18 protein-coding genes and 2 tRNA genes are annotated in these 19,441 nt (G+C 65.7%); 6 read left to right on the forward strand and 14 right to left on the reverse strand.

The annotated features are described in order from the left end of the window. Positions 1–2: 2 nt before the first annotated feature. The 7 genes from ACZYZ9_RS03900 to ACZYZ9_RS03930 all read right to left on the reverse strand — a co-directional run bounded on the left by ACZYZ9_RS03900 (position 3) and on the right by ACZYZ9_RS03930 (position 7,923). Complete coding sequence (locus ACZYZ9_RS03900; protein WP_463824862.1) at positions 3–1,094, reverse strand: 2-oxoacid:ferredoxin oxidoreductase subunit beta; 1,092 nt, start codon at positions 1,092–1,094, stop codon at positions 3–5. A gap of 89 nt (positions 1,095–1,183) precedes the next feature. Continuing rightward, positions 1,184–3,136 carry a 2-oxoacid:acceptor oxidoreductase subunit alpha gene (locus tag ACZYZ9_RS03905; RefSeq protein WP_463824863.1) on the reverse strand — a complete coding sequence of 651 codons (1,953 nt, stop codon included), beginning with the start codon at positions 3,134–3,136 and terminating at the stop codon, positions 1,184–1,186. 299 nt (positions 3,137–3,435) lie between these two features. Continuing rightward, a complete protein-coding gene (gene clpX, locus ACZYZ9_RS03910; protein WP_463824864.1) occupies positions 3,436–4,716 on the reverse strand; it encodes an ATP-dependent Clp protease ATP-binding subunit ClpX in 1,281 nt (426 codons plus the stop codon). A 251-nt stretch (positions 4,717–4,967) separates the two neighbouring features. Further along, entirely contained in the window at positions 4,968–5,603 is a 636-nt protein-coding gene (gene clpP2 / locus ACZYZ9_RS03915) for an ATP-dependent CLP protease proteolytic subunit ClpP2 (RefSeq protein ID WP_463824865.1), read from the reverse strand. After that, positions 5,603–6,205, reverse strand: coding sequence for an ATP-dependent Clp protease proteolytic subunit (locus tag ACZYZ9_RS03920; protein WP_463824866.1), 603 nt, complete (start codon positions 6,203–6,205; stop codon positions 5,603–5,605). Before ACZYZ9_RS03920 ends, clpP2 begins: the two co-directional genes overlap by 1 nt. A gap of 97 nt (positions 6,206–6,302) precedes the next feature. Further along, a complete protein-coding gene (gene tig / locus ACZYZ9_RS03925) occupies positions 6,303–7,793 on the reverse strand; it encodes a trigger factor (protein ID WP_463824868.1) in 1,491 nt (496 codons plus the stop codon). Between the two features lie 53 nt (positions 7,794–7,846). Further along, a tRNA-Pro gene (locus tag ACZYZ9_RS03930) sits at positions 7,847–7,923 on the reverse strand. 132 nt (positions 7,924–8,055) lie between these two features. On the opposite strand from ACZYZ9_RS03930, the gene ACZYZ9_RS03935 reads away from it, so the two are divergent. Together ACZYZ9_RS03935 and ACZYZ9_RS03940 are read left to right on the forward strand one after the other, a co-directional pair. Continuing rightward, positions 8,056–8,126 (forward strand) — tRNA-Gly (locus ACZYZ9_RS03935). A gap of 33 nt (positions 8,127–8,159) precedes the next feature. Beyond that, positions 8,160–9,362 (forward strand): serine hydrolase domain-containing protein, encoded by a 1,203-nt coding sequence (locus ACZYZ9_RS03940; protein ID WP_463824869.1) that lies wholly within the window; start codon positions 8,160–8,162, stop codon positions 9,360–9,362. 118 nt (positions 9,363–9,480) lie between these two features. On the opposite strand, the gene ACZYZ9_RS03945 is transcribed toward ACZYZ9_RS03940, so the two are convergent. The 3 genes from ACZYZ9_RS03945 to ACZYZ9_RS03955 form a co-directional block, all read right to left on the reverse strand. Beyond that, positions 9,481–10,287, reverse strand: a complete 807-nt coding sequence (locus ACZYZ9_RS03945) for an Fpg/Nei family DNA glycosylase (protein ID WP_463824870.1) — start codon at positions 10,285–10,287, stop codon at positions 9,481–9,483. Between the two features lie 3 nt (positions 10,288–10,290). Further along, positions 10,291–10,770, reverse strand: a complete 480-nt coding sequence (locus ACZYZ9_RS03950; protein ID WP_463824871.1) for a ribose-5-phosphate isomerase — start codon at positions 10,768–10,770, stop codon at positions 10,291–10,293. Between the two features lie 81 nt (positions 10,771–10,851). Continuing rightward, positions 10,852–11,463, reverse strand: coding sequence for a mycothiol-dependent nitroreductase Rv2466c family protein (locus tag ACZYZ9_RS03955; RefSeq protein WP_463824872.1), 612 nt, complete (start codon positions 11,461–11,463; stop codon positions 10,852–10,854). A 109-nt stretch (positions 11,464–11,572) separates the two neighbouring features. On the opposite strand from ACZYZ9_RS03955, the gene pepN reads away from it, so the two are divergent. Continuing rightward, positions 11,573–14,152: an aminopeptidase N gene (gene pepN, locus ACZYZ9_RS03960; RefSeq protein WP_463824873.1), complete on the forward strand. Its 2,580-nt coding sequence runs from the start codon at positions 11,573–11,575 to the stop codon at positions 14,150–14,152. An 11-nt stretch (positions 14,153–14,163) separates the two neighbouring features. Here the strand turns inward: pepN and ACZYZ9_RS03965 are convergent, their stop codons facing one another. From ACZYZ9_RS03965 to ACZYZ9_RS03975, 3 genes are all read right to left on the reverse strand, one after another. Then, complete coding sequence (locus tag ACZYZ9_RS03965; RefSeq protein WP_463824874.1) at positions 14,164–14,631, reverse strand: DUF5130 domain-containing protein; 468 nt, start codon at positions 14,629–14,631, stop codon at positions 14,164–14,166. Further along, positions 14,618–14,842, reverse strand: coding sequence for an aa3-type cytochrome oxidase subunit CtaJ (gene ctaJ, locus ACZYZ9_RS03970; RefSeq protein WP_463824947.1), 225 nt, complete (start codon positions 14,840–14,842; stop codon positions 14,618–14,620). The genes ACZYZ9_RS03965 and ctaJ overlap by 14 nt, the downstream gene beginning before the upstream one ends. A 63-nt stretch (positions 14,843–14,905) precedes the next feature. Beyond that, positions 14,906–15,559, reverse strand: a complete 654-nt coding sequence (locus ACZYZ9_RS03975; protein WP_463824875.1) for an HNH endonuclease — start codon at positions 15,557–15,559, stop codon at positions 14,906–14,908. A gap of 134 nt (positions 15,560–15,693) precedes the next feature. Between ACZYZ9_RS03975 and ACZYZ9_RS03980 the strand changes: the two genes are divergently transcribed. The 3 genes from ACZYZ9_RS03980 (at position 15,694) to ACZYZ9_RS03990 (ending at position 18,735) form a co-directional block, all read left to right on the forward strand. Further along, on the forward strand, positions 15,694–16,089 hold the full coding sequence (locus tag ACZYZ9_RS03980; protein WP_463824876.1) for a globin: 396 nt from the start codon (positions 15,694–15,696) through the stop codon (positions 16,087–16,089). Continuing rightward, complete coding sequence (locus tag ACZYZ9_RS03985) at positions 16,089–17,657, forward strand: glycoside hydrolase family 13 protein (RefSeq protein ID WP_463824877.1); 1,569 nt, start codon at positions 16,089–16,091, stop codon at positions 17,655–17,657. The genes ACZYZ9_RS03980 and ACZYZ9_RS03985 overlap by 1 nt, the downstream gene beginning before the upstream one ends. Positions 17,658–17,718: 61 nt before the next feature. After that, positions 17,719–18,735, forward strand: coding sequence for an FAD/NAD(P)-binding protein (locus ACZYZ9_RS03990; RefSeq protein ID WP_463824948.1), 1,017 nt, complete (start codon positions 17,719–17,721; stop codon positions 18,733–18,735). A gap of 40 nt (positions 18,736–18,775) precedes the next feature. Here ACZYZ9_RS03990 and ACZYZ9_RS03995 read toward each other — a convergent pair whose 3' ends face one another. After that, entirely contained in the window at positions 18,776–19,438 is a 663-nt protein-coding gene (locus tag ACZYZ9_RS03995; RefSeq protein ID WP_463824949.1) for a DUF8010 domain-containing protein, read from the reverse strand. Positions 19,439–19,441 lie beyond the last annotated feature (3 nt).

Below are 19,441 nucleotides of genomic sequence, written 5' to 3' on the forward strand. Positions count from 1 at the left end.
CCTCAGCCCACGGTCCAGGTGTCGCGCCCGCGCAGCAGCGACTGCAGCGCGGCCTCGTCGGAGGCGCGCGACTTCTGCGCGGCTTCGACCTGCGATCGGGCCGCGTCGTCGTAGGTCGGGCGGCTGATGTCGCGGAAGATGCCCATCACCATGTGGTCGAGGTTCTGGTCCGACAACCGGGACAACGCGAAGGCGTATGCCGAGTCGTCAGTGTGCGCGTCGTGCACCACGATCTCGTCCGCGGGCACGTCTGCGGTCTTGGCGACCTCGAGGCCGAAGCCGGACTTAACCACGCAGAACTCGCCGTTGCCGCCGAAGACGATCGGCTCACCGTGGCTCACCTTGATCACACGCTCTTCCGCACCCTCTTTGCGCAGCGCGTCGAACGAGCCGTCGTTGAAGATCGGGCAGTCCTGCATGATCTCGACCAGGGCGGCACCGCGATGTTGGGCGGCCGCTCGCAGCACCTCGGACAGACCAGCGCGATCGGAGTCCAACGCGCGGCCGACGAACGTCGCTTCGGCGCCCAGCGCCAGCGACACCGGGTTGAACGGATGGTCCAGCGAACCCATGGGCGTCGACTTGGTCACCTTGCCGACCTCGGACGTCGGCGAATACTGACCCTTGGTCAGACCGTAGATCCGGTTATTGAACAGCAGGATGGTGATGTTGACGTTGCGGCGCAACGCGTGGATCAGGTGGTTGCCGCCGATCGACAGCGCGTCACCGTCGCCGGTGACCACCCAGACGGACAGATCTTCACGGGCCAGAGCCAAACCGGTGGCAATAGCCGGTGCGCGGCCGTGAATTGAGTGGAACCCGTAGGTTTCCAGGTAGTAGGGGAAACGGCTGGAGCAGCCGATACCGCTGATGAAGACGATGTTCTCGCGACGCAGCCCGAGTTCGGGCAGGAAGTTGCGGATCGTGTTGAGGATGACGTAGTCACCGCAACCCGGGCACCAGCGCACCTCCTGGTCGCTGGTGAAGTCCTTGCCCTTCTGCGGCTGGTCGGTAGTGGGCACCCCGTCGTTCTTGGTCAATCTGCGATGTGACTCCGGGGTGATACCGAGGTCTGTGCCGATCACGCTAGTCATCTGCGCCGCTCCTCCTCATCGCTACGCTCTGCATCGTCACCGGCGGAAGTCATCTGCGCCGCTCCTCCTCATCGCTACGCTCTGCATCGTCACGCGTTCGCTCCGACCGTTGCCGCGCCCAGCCTGGCGACCATCGCTTTGTCCTGTTCGATCTCGGCCAACGTGCCACCCAAGGCAGCACGGATGATGCGGCCCACTTCGTCGGCGAGGAACGCCAGGCCGTGCACCTTGCTGACCGATTGCACGTTGACCAGGTACTTCGCCCGCAACAGCATCGCGAGTTGGCCGAGGTTCATCTCCGGGCACACCACCTGCGGATAACGCCGCAGCACGTCCCCGAGGTTGGCCGGGAACGGGTTGAGGTAGCGCAGGTGGGCGTGGGCCACCTTGACGCCCTTGCGGCGCGCCCGTCGGCAGGCTTCACCGATCGGTCCGTAGGAGCTCCCCCACCCGATCAGGAGCAGCTCGGCGTCGCTGGTGGGATCATCCACCTCGAGATCCGGGACACTGATGCCGTCGATCTTGGCCTGCCGGATCCGGACCATCAGGTCATGGTTGACCGGCTCGTAGGAGATGTCACCAGAACCGTTCGCCGCCTCCAGGCCGCCGATGCGGTGCTCCAGACCCGGCGTTCCGGGCACTGCGAACTGTCGGGCCAAGGTGTCCCGGTGGCGGGCATACGGCTGGAACGGCTCGTCCGGTTTGGCAAAGACGTGCTTGATCGGCTTCAGCGAAGTGACGTCCGGGATGCGCCACGGTTCGGAGCCATTGGCGATGGCGCCGTCAGAGAGCACGATCACCGGGGTGTGGTACGACACCGCGATGCGGACAGCTTCGATAGCTGTCTCGAAACAGTCCGAGGGTGACCGGGGCGCCACCACGGCCACCGGGGACTCACCGTTGCGGCCGAACAGCGCCTGCAACAGGTCGGCCTGCTCGGTTTTGGTCGGCAGACCCGTTGACGGACCGCCGCGCTGCACATCAATCACGATCAGCGGCAGTTCGGTCATCACGCTCAACCCGAGTGCTTCGGACTTCAGCGAAATGCCGGGGCCTGAAGTGCTGGTGACGCCCAGCGCGCCGCCGTACGAGGCGCCGATGGCGGCGCAGATGCCACCGATCTCATCCTCGGCCTGGAAGGTGATGACGTTGAAGTTCTTGTGTTTGGACAGCTCGTGCAGGATGTCCGACGCCGGCGTGATCGGGTAGCTGCCGAGCACTACCTGCTTGTCGGCCAATTGGCCCGCGGCGACGATGCCATAGGCCAGCGCGGTGTTACCGGAGATCTGCCGGTACTCGCCGGCCGGCAGCGAAGCCTTGGACACCTCGTAAGTGGTGCCGAACGCCTCGGTTGTCTCGCCGTAATTCCAGCCCGCTTTGAGGGCCAGCACATTGGCCTCGGCCACATCGGGCTTGCGGACGAATTTCTCCCGGATGAAGTTCTCACTGGTCTGGATCGGACGCCCGTACATCCACGACAGCAGGCCCAGGGCGAACATGTTCTTGGCGCGCTGACCGTCTTTCTTGGTCGCCCCGATCGCTTCGACGGCGCCGAGAGTGAGCGTGGTCATCGCAACGGAATGCACCACATATTCCTCGAGCTCATCAGTCTCGAGGGGATTGGTGACGTAGCCGACCTTGGTGAGATTGCGCTTGGTGAATTCGTCGGAATTCACGATCACCATGCCCCCGCGCGGCAGGTCGCCGATGTTGGCCTTGAGGGCCGCGGGGTTCATCGCGACCAACACGTCCGGCCGGTCTCCGGCGGTCAGTACGTCGTAGTCGGCGATCTGTATCTGGAAGGACGAGACGCCCGGCAAAGTCCCTGCGGGAGCGCGGATCTCGGCGGGATAGTTGGGCTGCGTGGCCAGGTCGTTGCCCAGCAGGGCCGCGTCTGAGGTGAACCGGTCACCGGTCAGCTGCATGCCGTCGCCGGAGTCCCCGGCGAATCGGATGACGACGTTCTCCAGCCGCTGTCGGCCGACTTGACTTTGCGATCCGTTGTGAGACTCTGTCCCGGCGCCGTTGCCGTTCGGATTCACGCCTCCGCCTTCCATTGGCCCTCCGGACGGGCACTCCGCTGCAGCTCGACGATACGCGCGCCGAAGTGCCATCTCCGCTAACACGTTTTTGCTGTCACCAGCGGTACCAATTATGACACTTTTCTAAGGATGTCTGTTCGACGCCTCAGGCTTATTACCGGCGAGTACGCAGGTAAATGCCGATGTCACGGTGACGCCGGTGGGCGTCAGGAGCAAAACTGTGGTTTTGGTCACTGTGCCGGCGAGACGGCGCGCTCCGCCCGCGCACGAGCTACGGCTCGCGCAGGAAGCCGGGGCGTTTAAGCGGTCTTGTCGCGTCGCTCGCTGCGGGACTGCTTGCGCGGCACGATCGTCGGCAACACGTTGTCCTGCACCGTTTCTTTGGTGACGACCACCTTGGCGACGTCGTCGCGGCTCGGGATGTCGTACATCACCGGCAGCAAGACTTCTTCCATGATGGCGCGCAGGCCACGGGCACCGGTGCCGCGATGAATCGCCTGGTCGGCGATGGCCTCGAGGGCGTCGCCGGTGAATTCCAGCTCCACGTTGTCCATCTCGAAGAGCCGCGTGTACTGCTTGACCAACGCGTTCTTCGGCTCGGACAGGATCTTGACCAGGGATTCTTTGTCCAGGTTGGTGACCGACGCGACGACTGGGAGGCGGCCGATGAACTCCGGGATCAGGCCGAACTTGATCAGATCCTCCGGCATCACTTCGGCAAAGTGGTCGGTGGTGTCGATCTCGGCCTTCGAACGCACCTCGGCGCCGAAGCCCAGGCCCCGCTTGCCGACCCGTTCGTAGATGATCTTTTCCAGACCGGCGAAGGCGCCCGCGACGATGAACAGCACGTTGGTGGTGTCGATCTGGATGAACTCCTGGTGCGGGTGCTTGCGGCCGCCCTGCGGCGGCACCGAGGCCTGGGTGCCCTCCAGGATCTTGAGCAGGGCCTGCTGGACGCCCTCGCCGGAAACATCACGGGTGATCGACGGGTTCTCACTCTTGCGAGCGATCTTGTCGACCTCGTCGATGTAGATGATGCCGGTTTCGGCACGCTTGACGTCATAGTCGGCGGCCTGGATGAGCTTGAGCAAGATGTTCTCGACGTCTTCGCCCACATAACCGGCCTCGGTCAGCGCGGTGGCGTCGGCGATGGCGAACGGCACGTTGAGCATCTTGGCCAGCGTCTGGGCCAGGTAGGTCTTGCCGCAACCGGTCGGACCCAGCATCAGGATGTTGGACTTGGTCAGTTCGACGGGCTCGTAGCGCGAGTCACGGCCCTTTTCGCCAGCCTGGATGCGCTTGTAATGGTTGTAGACCGCGACCGCCAGCGTCCGCTTGGCGGTGTCCTGCCCGATGACGTAACCCTCGAGGAAGTCGCGGATCTCGATCGGCTTGGGCAATTCGTCGAGCTTCACATCGTCAGCGTCGGCGAGTTCCTCTTCGATGATCTCGTTGCACAGGTCGATGCACTCGTCACAGATGTACACACCGGGGCCCGCAATGAGTTTCTTGACTTGCTTCTGGCTCTTTCCGCAGAACGAGCACTTCAGCAAGTCACCGCCGTCTCCGATGCGCGCCATGATGCTTCAGGGCCTACTTCCTGTGTCGCCGTATCGTCTTGCCTGCCGCGTGTTCCCCACGACGCTACCCGTTTGTTCCGGCTCGCCGCGACCGTTAACGCCGAATAGCTTGCTTGGGATTCACTGGATGATCGCGCTTCTCGTGTGCAAGCAACATATCGCCCGTCGGGGTCCGTCACTCGACGAGACGCGCTTTACGTGTCTCTGGCGTGTCGCGGTCGTTACGCCACCGACGCTCAGAGTGCCGGCGGTCAGGCGTTCTGCGCGGAAAGTTTCCGGTACTCCAGCACCGTGTCGATGATGCCGTAATCCTTGGCGTCCTCGGCGGTGAGGATCTTGTCCCGGTCGGTGTCCTTGCGAATCACCTCAGCATCCTTGCCGGTGTGGCGGGCCAGCGTGGTCTCCATCAGCGTGCGCATCCGCTCGATCTCGGCGGCCTGGATCTCCAGGTCGGAGAACTGCCCCTGGATCACGCCGGACAGCGACGGCTGGTGGATCAGCACCCGCGCGTTGGGCAGCGCCATCCGCTTACCGGGTGTGCCGGCAGCCAACAGCACCGCGGCCGCAGACGCGGCTTGACCCAGGCACACGGTCTGGATGTCGGCCCGCACGTACTGCATCGTGTCGTAGATCGCCATCAGTGAGGTGAACCCGCCACCGGGCGAGTTGATGTACATGGTGATGTCGCGGTCGGGGTCCAACGATTCCAGCACCAGCAGCTGCGCCATGATGTCGTTGGCCGACGCATCGTCGACCTGGACGCCGAGGAAGATGATGCGTTCCTCGAACAGCTTGTTGTACGGGTTGGATTCCTTGACGCCGAAGCTGGAGTGCTCGATGAACGACGGCAGGATGTAGCGCGCCTGCGGCTGGATCTGGGGATTCATTATGCGTCTCCGTTGATGTGTGCGGCGCGGGTGATGATGTGGTCGACAAAGCCGTATTCCAGGGCTTCCTGGGCGGTGAACCAGCGGTCGCGATCCGAGTCGGCCTCGATGCGTTCGATGGACTGACCGGTGAACTCGGCGTTGAGGCGGAACATCTCTTTCTTGATGACGGCGAACTGCTCAGCCTGGATGGCGATGTCGGCCGCGCTGCCGGTGACTCCACCGAGGGGCTGGTGCATCAGGATGCGGGCGTGCGGCAACGCGTACCGCTTACCCTTGGTACCTGCTGCCAGCAGGAACTCCCCCATCGAGGCGGCCATGCCCATCGCGTAGGTCGCGATGTCGCAGGGCGCCAGAACCATCGTGTCGTAGATGGCCATGCCGGCGCTGATCGAGCCGCCCGGCGAGTTGATGTAGAGGTTGATGTCCTTATCGCCGTCCTCGGCGGCGAGCAGCAGAATCTGCGCGCACAACCGGTTGGCGACCTCGTCGTTCACCTCCGAGCCCAGGAAGATGATGCGCTCGGAGAGCAAGCGCTCATAGACGGAGTCCGTGAGGTTGAGACCCACCGAGTTCGATCGCATGTCAGTCACTTTTCCCACCGCGGGGACACCTGCTTTCTTTGTTGCTTGTTGCACCGACACTAACGAACCCGACCCGCCCCATGACTACCTGAAACGGGCGCGTTCGCTCACAGCGTCATGTGGTGGATTCGTCGCTCTTCTCGGCGTCGTCCGCTGCCGATGTTTTTTCGTCGGCGTCTTCGTCGGACTCCGCCGGCTCGACCTGGTCGACACTCCCTGGCTCATGGTCGTGATCATGGTCGTGATCGTCATGGTCATGGTCATGGTCATGGTCGTGGCCCGCGTGCCGCTTGCCGAAGAAGTCACTGGTGTCGATGGCATTGCCGGCGTTATCGGTGACCGTCGCCTTCTCGATCACCGCGCCGATCGCCAGACCGCGCCGCACGTCGGCGAACATGGCGGCCAACTGGTTGTTCTCCTGCAGGTAGGCGAACAACTGCTGTGGCTCAATGCCGTATTGGCGCGAGGTCAGCACCAGCCGTTCGGTCAGGTCCTCCTGACCGACCTGGACGTCGAGTTCGTCGGCGATGGCGTCGAGCAGCAGCTGACGCTTCACGTTCTTCTCGGCGGCGGCACGGGCTTCGGCGTCGAACTCCGCACGTGAGGAGCCCTGCTGCTCGAGCACCTCGGCGAACTTGGCCTCGTCCTGGTTCAGGCCGCTCATCGCGGCGTGCACGGTCTCGTCGATCTGGGATCGCACCACCGCATCCGGCACCGGCACGTCGACGTGCTCGAGCAGCGCGTCCAGGGCGGCTTCGCGGATCTGGTCGGCCTGCTGCGCCCGCTTGGTGTTGCGCACCTGCTCGCGGAGGCTCTCGCGCAGCTCCTCGATCGTGTCGAACTCGCTGGCCAACTGGGCGAACTCGTCGTCGGGCTCGGGCAGTTCGCGTTCCTTGATCGACCGCACGGTGACGGTGACCTCGGCGTCCTGACCGGCATGCTCCCCGGTCGCCAGCTTGGCGGTGAACGTCTTGGACTCGTCGACACCCAGGCCGATCACCGCGTTGTCCAGCCCGGCGATGAGTCGACCCGAGCCCACCTCGTGGGACAGTCCCTCGGCCGCGGCGCCCGGCACGTCCTCACCGTCGACGGTCGCCGACAGGTCGATTGAAACGAAGTCCTCCATCAATACCGTCCGGTCCACGCCGGTCAGGGTGCCGAACCGGGCGCGCAGCGAGTCGAGTTCGGCCTCGACCTCCTCGTCGGTCACCTCGATGGGGTCGACGGAGACCGTGAGCGCATCCAGGTCGGGGATCTCCAGCTTGGGACGGACGTCGACCTCGGCGAAGAACTGCAGTTCCTCGCCGTACTCCTTATGGGTCACCTGGATGTTGGGGCGGCCGATGGGTTGCACATCGGATTCGGTGAGCGCCTGGCCGTAGCGGCTGGGCACGGCCTCCTCGATGACCTGGTCGAGCAGCGCCTCGCGTCCGAAGCGCGCCTCGAGCAACCGCGCCGGAGCCTTGCCGGGGCGGAAGCCCGGCAGCCGGACCTGCTTGGCCAGCTCCTTATAGGCCCGCTGGAAATCTGGCTCGAGCTCGGTGAACGGCACCTCCACATTGATGCGAACCCGGGTGGGGCTCAACTGCTTGACGGTGCTCTTCACGGGCGTGCTCCTCGATGTGTTCGTTTCGGCGCGCGGCAGTGCGCTTGTGGACGTGGTCGGGGTGACAGGATTTGAACCTGCGGCCTTCCGCTCCCAAAGCGGATGCGCTACCAAGCTGCGCTACACCCCGCGGTGACCACGAAATCCTACGGCCCGGTCACACCGGCCACGCAGCGACCTCAGACCTCACGGAGCGGTCACGTGACAGCGTCGATTAGATTTGATCTCCGCCACCACGTATCGTCTCGCTCGACTAATACATGCGGGCGTAGCTCAATGGTAGAGCCCTAGTCTTCCAAACTAGCTACGCGGGTTCGATTCCCGTCGCCCGCTCTGGGCGTATATTTTGCTCAACGGAAAGGCGCCATGAGCGACGTCGAAAGCGTCAGCAACGTGAGCATTCAAGGCTCGTGCGTGCCGAAATTCCAGGGCGTCCGCGAGGCATTCGAGCGCAATTTCGTGCTGCGCCACGAAGTAGGCGCCGCGGTCGCGGTCTGGGTCGACGGCGACCTGGTCGTCAATCTGTGGGGCGGTTCCGCCGACGCCGCCGGCACCCGTCCGTGGCAGGAGGACACCCTCACCACGGTGCTCTCCGGCACCAAGGGTCTGACGTCCACCTGCGTCCACCAACTCGCCGACCGGGGTGAATTGGACCTGCAGGCGCCGGTGGCCCGCTACTGGCCCGAGTTCGGGCAGGCCGGCAAGCAAGACATCACGCTGGCGATGGTGCTGAGCCACCGATCCGGGGTGATCGGGCCGCGTACCCGGTTGACCACCGAGCAGTTGCTCGATTGGGACTTCGTCTGCGAGCAACTCGCCGTCGCCGAACCGTGGTGGCGGCCGGGCACCGCGCAGGGCTACCACATGACGACCTACGGCTTCATCGTCGGTGAGGTGTTTCGTCGCGTCACCGGCCGTACGGTCGGCCAGTATCTGCGGACCGAAATCGCCGAACCGATCGGCGCCGAGATCCACATCGGTCTGTCGCCGAGCGAGCAGCTGCGCTGCGCCGACCGGGTGAACAAACCCACCGGCCGCCAACTGCTGGCCGAACTGCACGCCCCCGGCTACCCGACCAGCCTCGCCGAGCACCCCAAGGCCGGCATGGCGATCTCGATGGGCTTCCTCGCCGATGACGACCTGGACACCGAGAACCTGCAGCTGTGGCGGCAGCTCGAGTTCCCCGGCACCAACGGCCAGGTGTCCGCGTTGGGGATGGCCACCTTCTACAACGCGCTGGCCCAGGAGAAGCTGCTCAGCCGCGAACACATGGACCTGGTCCGGGAATGCCAGGGCGGATTCGAACCCGACCTGGTGCTGGGTCCCCGCGTCGCCGACCACGGCTGGGGTCTGGGCTACATGCTCAACCAGCGCTGCATCAACGGGCCCAACCCGAAGATGTTCGGCCACGGCGGGTTGGGTGGTTCGTTCGCGTTCGTCGACCTGGAACACCGGATCGGCTACGGCTACGTGTCGAATCGCTTCGATGCCAGCAAGGCCAACGCCGACCCGCGCAGTGTCGCCCTGAGCAACGAGGTCTATCGGGCGCTCGGGGTCATCCCGAGCTGAGCAGGGCCACCGCGTCGAGACGGTATTCAGGACGCCACATTCGCCGCGGAAACGCGCTGAGTTCAGTCTCGGCGCCACCACTACAGGCTCGAGGCCTAAGGTCGCTGCAGGTGATGAGTCAGGTCTGGCAATTCGGGCACCAGAACAGATTTCGGCCCTCCAGCACTTCAGTGCGCACCGTTTCCCCACACACCCGGCACGGGTCGCCGGCTCGCCGGTATACATAGGTGCGCGGCCGGCCGCGTCCGTACGAGGGCGCGCCGTGATCGTGTTCCGGGCGGACCACAACGATCTTGCCGCGACGCAACCCGACCTTCATCAGCGCCACCAGATCGGTCCATGCGGTGCTGAACTCGGGCTCGGAGATGTCCACGCCCGGTCGGTGCGGGTCGATGTTGTGCCGGAACAGCAACTCGTTGCGGTAGACGTTGCCCACCCCGGCGATGACGGTCTGGTCCATCAGAAGCGCACCGATTGGCCTGCGAGACTTACTGATTCGCGCCCAGGGCCGGGCCGGGTCGGCGTCGGCGCGCAACGGGTCGGGACCCAGCCGGGCGACTACTTCGTCGACCTGGCTCTCGTCGAGTAACTCACACACCGTCGGGCCGCGCAGATCGGTGCCGTACTGCGCCCCGACCATGCGCATCCGCACCTGTCCGACCGGTTCTGGAACGGTGCCGTCCTCGGGTCGTTGCCATTCGGTGAAGGCGCCGTAGAGCCCGAGGTGCACGTGCACCACCGGGCCACCGGCGTAATGGTGGAACAGGTGCTTACCCCAGGCGCTGGCACGGCGCAACACCCGACCGTTGACCACTGCGGCGGCGTCGTCGAACCGGCCCTGCGGGCTCGACACCGCCACCGGCGCACCGGCGAACCGGCGTTGGTGCAACCGGGCCAGCCGGTGCAGGGTATGCCCTTCGGGCACTGCTCACTCTCCGGCGCCGGGCACCGGAGGCGCTTCGTGTGTGCGTTCGTAGGCGGCGAGAATGTCGATACGGCGTTGGTGGCGTTCAGCTTTCGACCACGGCGCGGACAGGAAGGCGTCGACGATGGCCAGGGCCTCGTCGACGGTGTGCATGCGCCCACCGATACCGATCAACTGCGCGTTGTTGTGCTCGCGGGCCAGCGTTGCGGTCTCCACACTCCACGCCAGGGCGCAGCGCGCGCCGGGCACTTTGTTGGCGGCGATCTGTTCGCCGTTGCCCGACCCACCCAGCACGATGCCGAGGCTTTCCGGGTCGGCAACCGTGCGTGCCGCCGCAGCTATGCAGAATCCGGGGTAGTCGTCCTCGGCGTCATAGCTGAACGCGCCGCAGTCGATCGGCTCGTGGCCGGTCTTCTTCAGGTGCTCGATGATTTGCTGCTTGAGCTCGAATCCGGCGTGGTCGGATCCCAAGTAGACGCGCATGCCGGACATTGTGCCCGACGTCCCGGCGCCGGCAGCAGCGAACCGGCACCGCCGCCCGCCGAGTGTGCACTCGGTGGGAGGTCAGTCGAATTCGGGAGCCTCGGTACGACTTCGCTTGAGCTCGAAGAAGTGGGGGTAGGCCGCAAACGTCACCGATGCGTCCCAGAGCTTGCCGGCCTCCTCGCCGCGCGGGATCTTCGACATCACCGGCCCGAAGAACGCGCTCCCGTTGACGTGGATCGTCGGAGTACCGACGTCGAGTCCCACCGGGTCCATGCCGGCGTGATGGCTCTTGCGCAACGCTTCGTCGTAGGCGTCGTCGGAGGCCGCCTGCGCCAACTCGGCGGGCAGGCCGGCATCGACCAAGGCTAGTTTGACGACTTCGTCGAGATCTGTGTTGCCCTCGTTGTGAATTCGGGTGCCCATCGCGGTGTAGAGCGGTTCCAGCACCTTCGCGCCGTGCGCCTGCTCGGCGGCGATCGCCACCCGCACCGGCCCCCAGGCCTTTGACATCTTCTTCCGGTAGTCGTCGGGCAGACCTTCCCGGTCTTCGTTGAGCACCGCAAGGCTCATGACGTGGAACTGCACCTCGATATCGCGGACCTTCTCCACCTCGAGGATCCAGCGTGAGGTGATCCAGCACCACGGACACAGCGGATCGAACCAGAAATCGGCTTTCGACTTTTCAGGCATTGCTGCGGTCCTCTCCTCGGTAGTGGGTCCGCTCAGACACAACCGCAACCGCGGGCGGACTGTTCCCGCCGCCGCGAACCCCGCGATGTCAGCCGATATGTTGGAACGCGTGGCCCTACCCAACCTCACCCGCGACCAGGCGGTCGAACGCGCCGCCCTGGTCACCGTGCACAGCTACCGGATCAACCTCGACGTCACCGACGGGGCGGGGGCTCCCGGCTCCCGCACGTTCCGCTCCCACACCACCGTGGCGTTCGACGCGCTCGCCGGCGCCGACACAGTCATCGACATCGCCGCCGACAAGCTCCACAGCGCCACCCTCAACGGCCGGGACATCGACGTCTCCGGCTACGACGAATCGACCGGGATCCCGCTGCAAGGCCTGGCCGACCGCAACGTCGTGGTGGTCGACGCCGACTGCCGTTATTCCAACACCGGCGAGGGACTGCACCGCTTCGTCGACCCCGTCGACGACGAGACGTATCTCTACTCGCAGTTCGAAACCGCCGACGCCAAACGCATGTTCGCCTGCTTCGACCAACCGGACCTCAAAGCCACCTTCGACATCCAGGTGACCGCACCCGAGCACTGGAAGGTGGTCTCCAACGCTGCAACAGTGTCGGTCGAGAACGGCGTGCACACCTTCGCTACGACGCCGCGGATGAGCACCTACCTGGTTGCTCTGGTCGCCGGGCCGTACGCCGTGTGGAACGACAACTACACCGACGAGCATGGTGACATCCCGTTGGGCATCTACTGTCGGGCGTCGCTGGCGCCCTACATGGACGCCGAGCGGTTGTTCACCGAGACCAAACAAGGATTCGGGTTCTACCACAACAACTTTGGCCTACCCTACGCGTTCGGCAAGTACGACCAGTTGTTCGTGCCCGAATTCAACGCCGGCGCAATGGAAAACGCCGGCGCGGTGACATTCCTGGAGGATTACGTCTTCCGCAGCAAGGTCACCCGCGCATCCTATGAACGACGCGCGGAGACGGTGCTGCACGAGATGGCGCACATGTGGTTCGGCGATCTGGTCACCATGACCTGGTGGGATGATCTGTGGCTCAACGAATCCTTCGCCACCTTCGCCTCGGTGTTGTGCCAGGCGGAGTCCACCGAATACACCCAGGCGTGGACGACCTTCGCAACGGTGGAGAAGTCGTGGGCGTACCGGCAGGACCAGCTGCCCTCGACGCACCCGATCGCCGCCGACATTCCGGACCTGCACGCGGTCGAAGTGAACTTCGACGGCATCACCTACGCCAAGGGCGCTTCGGTGCTCAAGCAACTGGTCGCCTATGTGGGCTTGGAGGGCTTCCTGGCCGGCCTGCGCGACTACTTCCAGACCTACGCCTTCGGCAATGCCACCTTCAGCGATCTCGTCGCCGCGTTGGAGAAGGCATCGGGACGTGACCTGTCCGACTGGGGACAGCAGTGGTTGAAGACCACCGGATTGAACACCCTGCGGGCCGATTTCGACGTCGATGACGAGGGCACGTTCACCCGGTTCGCAGTCGCGCAGAGCGGCGCGGCACCCGGCGCGGGCGAAACCCGGGTGCACCGACTGGCCATCGGGATCTACGACGACGACGGTTCCGGGAAATTGGTGCGCGTGCATCGGGAGGAGATCGACGTCGAGGGTTCGACGACGGAAGTCCCTGCGCTGGTTGGTGTTTCGCGAGGAAAGTTGATCCTGGTCAACGACGACGACCTCACCTACTGCTCGCTGCGGCTCGACCCGGAGTCGCTGCAGACCGCACTCGACCGCATCGCCGACATCGCCGAACCGCTCCCCCGGTCGCTGGCGTGGTCGGCAGCGTGGGAGATGACCCGCGACGCCGAACTACGCGCGCGCGATTTCGTGGCGCTGGTGTCCGGCGGCATCCAGGCCGAGACCGAGGTCACCGTGTTGCAGCGGCTGCTGTTGCAGGCCCAGACCGCGGTGGGGTCCTACGCCGAGCCGGGCTGGGCGCGCGAGCACGGCTGGCCGCAGCTCGCCGACCGGTTGCTGGAGTTGGCACGCGGCGCCGAGCCCGGCTCCGACCATCAGCTCGCCTTCGTCAACGCCCTGCTGTCCTCGGTGTTGTCGCCGCGGCATGTGGAAGTGCTGACCGGCCTGCTCGACGGCGATCCCGCCGAGCAGGGGCTGGCAGGTCTGGACGTCGACACCGACCTGCGCTGGCGGGTGGTGGTCGCACTGGCCACCGCGGGCGTGATCGACGCCGACGGGCCCGAGACCCCGCGGATCGACGCCGAGGTGCGCAACGACCCGACTGCGGCCGGCAAACGGCACGGTGCGCAGGCATCGGCCGCGCGCCCGCAACTTGCCGTCAAGGAACAGGCGTTCACCGCGGTGGTCGAGGACGACACCCTGGCCAATGCCGTCAGCCGCGCCATGATCGCGGGCATCAGTGCGCCGGGACAGAGTGAGCTGCTCAAGCCGTTCACCGAGCGCTATTTCGCGGTCATCGCCGGCGTCTGGGCCCGGCGATCCAGCGAGGTCGCGCAGTCGGTGGTGATCGGCCTGTACCCCCACCAGGACATCAGCGAGGAGGCGATCGCCGCCGCCGACGAGTTCCTGTCCGACCCGCAGGTGCCACCGGCGCTGCGCAGGCTGGTGCTGGAAGGGCAGGCCGCGGTGCAGCGGTCACTGCGCGCGCGCAACTTCGACAGCGGCGGCGACTAGGGCATCGGGCCCTAGGCCGGCGAAATCCCGGCGCTGAGCACGCGGATTGCGCTGACCAGTCCGTCGATCAGATGCCCCTGTTCGAAGGCCGACGACGCAGCGGCGACCCCGAGCGGCGCAGCGGACTCCGCGCCCCGACCACGCACCGCCGACCCGTAAACCACTTCGATGGCGCTCTGGTCCGGGGACACGGCGAGCAGCACCGCGTTGTTGGGCGTCGGCACCTTGGCCAGAATTTCGCGCGCGCGGGCGGCAGTGTCGCTGCCCAAGTCACCGAGATAGATGGCGAACCGCGCCTTGGACGCCCGCGACGCGTATTTCAGCGCATCGTCCACGGCGACCAAATCGCTGATCGGGAACGGGTAGTGCACGGAGAGCTCACCGGGCTGGGTGACTCCGGACAGACGTCCGCTGCTGGTGACCACCCAGCCTCTCGGCAGATCGGCCGGGTCTATCGTCGCAACTTCACCATGTGCCACTTGCGCCACCTCCTACCGAGAACTCCGACCCGTGTCCGCCGTGGCCGCCGCCGACAGCCTCGTCGGTGGCCGCCCACAGGATCGGGGCGTGGGTCCACTTCTCCGACATGTCATAGGTTGCCGGGTGCGGTCCCTTGCGGGTCATGTACACCAACAGCAGCAGGCCCGCCAGCACCAGCGGGATCCCGAGAAACATCAGGTGCAACTCCATAGCGTTCACGAGGCAAACGCTATCCCACCCGAGTCGGATACGGCACACCTGGCGGCCGGGAAATCAGGCCGCGCCCTCACCCAGGTACCGCGCCCAGTGCGGGTCCAGCTCCTTGACTGTGGACAACAGCCGCCAGTGCTGTCCCGTCGGCGGCAGCGGCGCCCGCCGCAACGACCAGCCGAGTTCGGTGAGTAACTTGTCGCCCTTGCGGTGATTGCAGGTGGCGCAGCAAGCGACGCAGTTCTCCCAGGAGTGGTCACCGCCGCGACTGCGGGGCACTACGTGGTCGATGGTGTCCGCCTTCGCCCCGCAGTATGCACAGCAGAACCGGTCTCGATGCATCAGCGCCGCGCGCGTCATCGGAACCCGGGCGCGGTACGGCACCCGGACGTAGGAGCGCAGCTGGATCACCGATGGCACCGCGATCGCCCTGGTAGCGGAGTGAATGACCGGGCCGGCCGGGTCGGCGTGCACCACGTCGGCCTTGCCGCACATCACCATCACGATGGCGCGGCGCAACGGCAGGGCGGTGAGGGGCTCGTAGGTGGAGTTCAGCAGCAGCACCCGACGGCGATTCCAGACCGATGCGCTCTCCACCCGCGTGGGCGGATGAGACGGTGAATCGACGCTGTGCAGACATGACGCGGTGGCTGGCCCGGTTCCATTTGCCGTGCTGCCGACACCTCGGTGGCCACGACGTTTGTTGCGCTGCGCCATAAATCCTCCGCCGACAGTCCACCATGATTTGCTGCCGATCGCACGACATTTGTTCCGGCTACGTCGTGTCGATCCGGTGAACACCGGGGCGGTGGCTGCGCCGCCCTGTGGCGGTGGGCCCACAATGGAGGGCGATGGAACAAGCAACCGAGTCTTTTTACGACGCCGTCGGCGGGGCGGAGACGTTCGACGCGATCGTGGCGCGCTTCTACGAACAGGTCGCCGACGACGAGATCCTGCGGCCGTTGTATCCCGAGGAGGACCTGACCGGCGCCGAGGAGCGCCTGCGCATGTTCCTCGAGCAGTATTGGGGCGGCCCACGCACCTACTCCGACCGACGCGGACATCCCCGGTTGCGGATGCGGCACATGCCGTTCCGCATCACGCCGATAGAGCGCGACGCCTGGTTGCGGTGCATGCACACCGCGGTCGCGTCCATCGATTCGCAGACCCTGGACGACGAGCACCGGCGCCAGTTGCTGCAGTACCTGGAGATGGCCGCCCACTCGTTGGTCAACTCCGCGTTCTGATGACCGCTCAACAGGACTGGTGGCGCTCCGCGGTCTTCTACCAGGTGTATCCCCGCTCGTTCGCCGACAGCGATGGCGACGGCGTCGGCGACCTCGACGGTCTGACCGACCGGCTGGAACATCTGGAACAACTTGGCGTGCAAGCGATTTGGATCAACCCGGTCACCGTCTCGCCGATGGCCGACCACGGCTACGACGTCGCCGATCCCCGCGACATCGACCCGCTGTTCGGCGGGATGGCCGCCTTCGAGCGATTGATCGCCGCCGCGCACGCCCGTGGCATCAAAGTCACTATGGACGTGGTGCCCAACCACAGCAGCTCCCAGCATCCGTGGTTCCAGGCCGCGCTGGTTGCCGGTCCCGGCACCGAGGCACGTGACCGCTACTTTTTCCGCGACGGTCGCGGACCTGACGGGCTGCTGCCGCCCAACAACTGGGAATCGGTGTTCGGCGGACCGGCCTGGACGCGGGTGATCGAGCCGGACGGCACTCCCGGCCAGTGGTATCTGCACCTGTTCGACACCGAACAGCCGGACCTGAACTGGGATAACCCGGAGATCTCCGACGACTTCGAGAAAACGTTGCGGTTCTGGCTGGAGCGCGGTGTCGACGGGTTCCGCATCGACGTGGCGCACGGGATGGCCAAGCCCGCGGGGCTGCCGGACTCACCCGACGTGACCGAGGTGCTGCGTCACACCGACGACGACCCGCGGTTCAACCGGCCCAACGTGCACGCCATCCACCGCGACATCCGCAAGGTCATCGACGACTATCCGGGGGCGGTCACCGTCGGCGAGGTGTGGGTGCACGACAACGCCCAGTGGGCGCAGTACCTGCGCCCCGACGAACTACACCTCGGCTTCAACTTCCGGCTCACCCGTACCGGCTTCGACAGCACCGAGATCCGCGATGCGATACAGAACTCGCTGGACGCCGCCGCATTGGAAAACGCCACCCCGACCTGGACGCTGTCCAACCATGACGTCGGCCGCGAGGTCAGCCGGTACGGCGACGGCGAAGTCGGACTGCGCCGCGCCAAGGCCATGGCGATGGTGATGCTCGCGCTGCCCGGCGCGGTGTTCCTCTACAACGGCGAAGAGCTCGGGCTGCCCGACGTGGACCTGCCCGACGAGGTGCTGCAGGACCCGACCTGGGAACGTTCCGGGCACACCGAGCGTGGCCGTGACCGCTGCCGGGTGCCGCTGCCCTGGTCGGGCGAGGTCCCCCCGTTCGGGTTCTCCACCAATCCCGACACCTGGTTGCCGATGCCGGCGGACTGGGCGGGGCTGACCGTGGAAAAGCAGCTCGCCGATGCCGGGTCGACGTTGATGTTCTTCCGGCAAGCGCTCCGATTGCGTAGGGAGCATGGTGAATTCGACGGCGCAGAGGTCTGGTGGCGGCCTGCTCCCAAGGACGCGGTGGTGTTCGCGCGTCCCGGCGGGTTGGTGTGCGCGCTGAATGCCGGCGAACTCCCGATCGCGCTGCCCCCGGGGGACGTCATTCTCACCAGCGCCCCGCTGACCGAAGGGCGGTTGCCACCGGACAGCACGGCCTGGGTGCTTGGTTAGCCGTTTCGCGATTCGGTGCCCGCTGCTCTATATCTGATGCATGGCGCCCTACGCGTGGACAGTGATCGGAGCCGGCCCCGCCGGAATCGCCGCGGTGGGACGACTACTCGATCAGGGCATCGGGCCGGAGCAGATCGCCTGGATCGATCCCGCCTTTGCGGCGGGTGATCTGGGCGGCAAATGGCGTTCCGTCTCGAGCAACACCATCGCCGGGACGTTCCTGGAGTATCTGAACGGCTCGTCGGCGTTCCGGTTTTCCGAAGCGCCGCCGTGTCCGCTGCGAGAGGTCGACCCGGCAGAGACCTGCGCCCTTGCGCTGGTGGCAGATCCGTTGCTGTGGATCACCGGGCAGCTGCGCGACCGGGTGACGAGTTTTCAGTCCACGGCCAAGGCGCTGTGGTTGGCGAACCGGCGCTGGCGAGTCGACACCGAGGACGCCGAAATCGTCTCCGACAACGTGATTCTCGCGGTGGGTGCCGTCCCGAAGACGCTGAATTATCCGCAGCTCGAGGAGATTCCGGTGGACGTCGCGCTCGATCCGGAGAAACTCGCGCAGGTGACGTTGGACGGCGTGACCGTCGCCGTGTTCGGTTCGTCGCACTCGTCGATGATCGTGTTGCCGCATCTGCTGCGCCGGCCGGTGGCAAAAGTAATCAACTTCTACCGCGGTCCACTCAAATACGCGGTTTATCTTGATGATTGGATTCTCTTCGACGACACCGGCCTCAAGGGCCGGGCAGCGGAGTGGGCCCGCGAGAACATCGACGGCCGGTACCCCGACCGGTTGGAGCGGTGCTGGGTTTCCAGCGCCGAGTTCGACGGGAAACTCGCCGAATGTGACCGCGTCGTCTACACCGTGGGATTCCAGCGCAGGACGCTACCCGAGACCCCGCAGTGGGGCCCGTTGGACTACAACCCTCAGAACGGGATCATCGCGCCCGGACTCTTCGGGCTGGGCATCGCGTTCCCGGAATACGCCGAGGACCCTTACGGCTACGGTCAATATCGAGTGGGGCTGAAGAAGTTCATGGACTACCTCAACTCCGTGCTGCCGCTGTGGATGGTCTACCGCACGTGAGTAGGCAGGCCGATAAAATCGGCCTGATTGATGCGCCCGGTCAGTTCAGCATCAGCGCGGCATGGGCGCGCCGCCGGTAGACCGAACCGAACCGCGCGTCGATCCGCAGCCACGACGGCGACACCCGGACCCGGATCATCTCGCCGGCGTCGATCGTTTCGGCCGACTGGGCCACGAAACCCATCGCAGTCAAAGCGAATACGCTGCGCATCGGCAGTCCGACGACGACATCGCCGGAGCTGACTTCGATGACTTCCTGGTCGAGCAGCGACACCGGGGGGCCGTGGGCACTACCCTGCTCCCGGGCCAGTTGGGCACCGTCGCGCGCCAGGTCCACCACGACGCGCGCCGGTATGTCCTCGAGGTGGGTGAAGCCTGACTCCGGCGGTAACCCCCCGCGCCAGGCGGAGTCCATCGCGAAGCCGGGGTCCACGAAGCCCGTGGCGTCCACATTGGCCAGACCGCGCGCCAGCGCGTCAGCGCCGACAGACATGTCGTCGGGACGTACCCTGCCGGCTACCACCCGGCTGGCCAGCACATCGAAACCCGTTGCCACCCAAGCCGTCAGCAGTCCCGGCGAGCGGGCACGGATGCGGATGACCGCGGCGTCGTCCAGGCGCAGTGCATGATCGACGAAGGTGGCCAGATCCGCGCGGTGGGCGGCCAACCCGTCCGGGTCAAGCCACAGCCCCCGCTCGCGCACGCC

This window comes from Mycobacterium sp. IDUB_28, assembly GCF_055419285.1.

Bases quoted from the DNA above. Each gene is read 5' to 3' on its own strand.
- ACZYZ9_RS03950 (WP_463824871.1), bottom strand. From the start codon at position 10,770: ATGCGCGTCTACTTGGGATCCGACCACGCCGGATTCGAGCTCAAGCAG.
- ACZYZ9_RS03985 (WP_463824877.1), top strand. From the start codon at position 16,089: ATGACCGCTCAACAGGACTGGTGGCGCTCCGCGGTCTTCTACCAGGTG.
- clpP2 (WP_463824865.1), bottom strand. From the start codon at position 5,603: ATGAATCCCCAGATCCAGCCGCAGGCGCGCTACATCCTGCCGTCGTTC.
- ACZYZ9_RS03900 (WP_463824862.1), bottom strand. From the start codon at position 1,094: ATGACTAGCGTGATCGGCACAGACCTCGGTATCACCCCGGAGTCACAT.
- ACZYZ9_RS03975 (WP_463824875.1), bottom strand. From the start codon at position 15,559: ATGGCGCAGCGCAACAAACGTCGTGGCCACCGAGGTGTCGGCAGCACG.
- ACZYZ9_RS03955 (WP_463824872.1), bottom strand. From the start codon at position 11,463: ATGCCTGAAAAGTCGAAAGCCGATTTCTGGTTCGATCCGCTGTGTCCG.
- ctaJ (WP_463824947.1), bottom strand. From the start codon at position 14,842: ATGGAGTTGCACCTGATGTTTCTCGGGATCCCGCTGGTGCTGGCGGGC.
- clpX (WP_463824864.1), bottom strand. From the start codon at position 4,716: ATGGCGCGCATCGGAGACGGCGGTGACTTGCTGAAGTGCTCGTTCTGC.
- ACZYZ9_RS03940 (WP_463824869.1), top strand. From the start codon at position 8,160: ATGAGCGACGTCGAAAGCGTCAGCAACGTGAGCATTCAAGGCTCGTGC.
- ACZYZ9_RS03980 (WP_463824876.1), top strand. From the start codon at position 15,694: ATGGAACAAGCAACCGAGTCTTTTTACGACGCCGTCGGCGGGGCGGAG.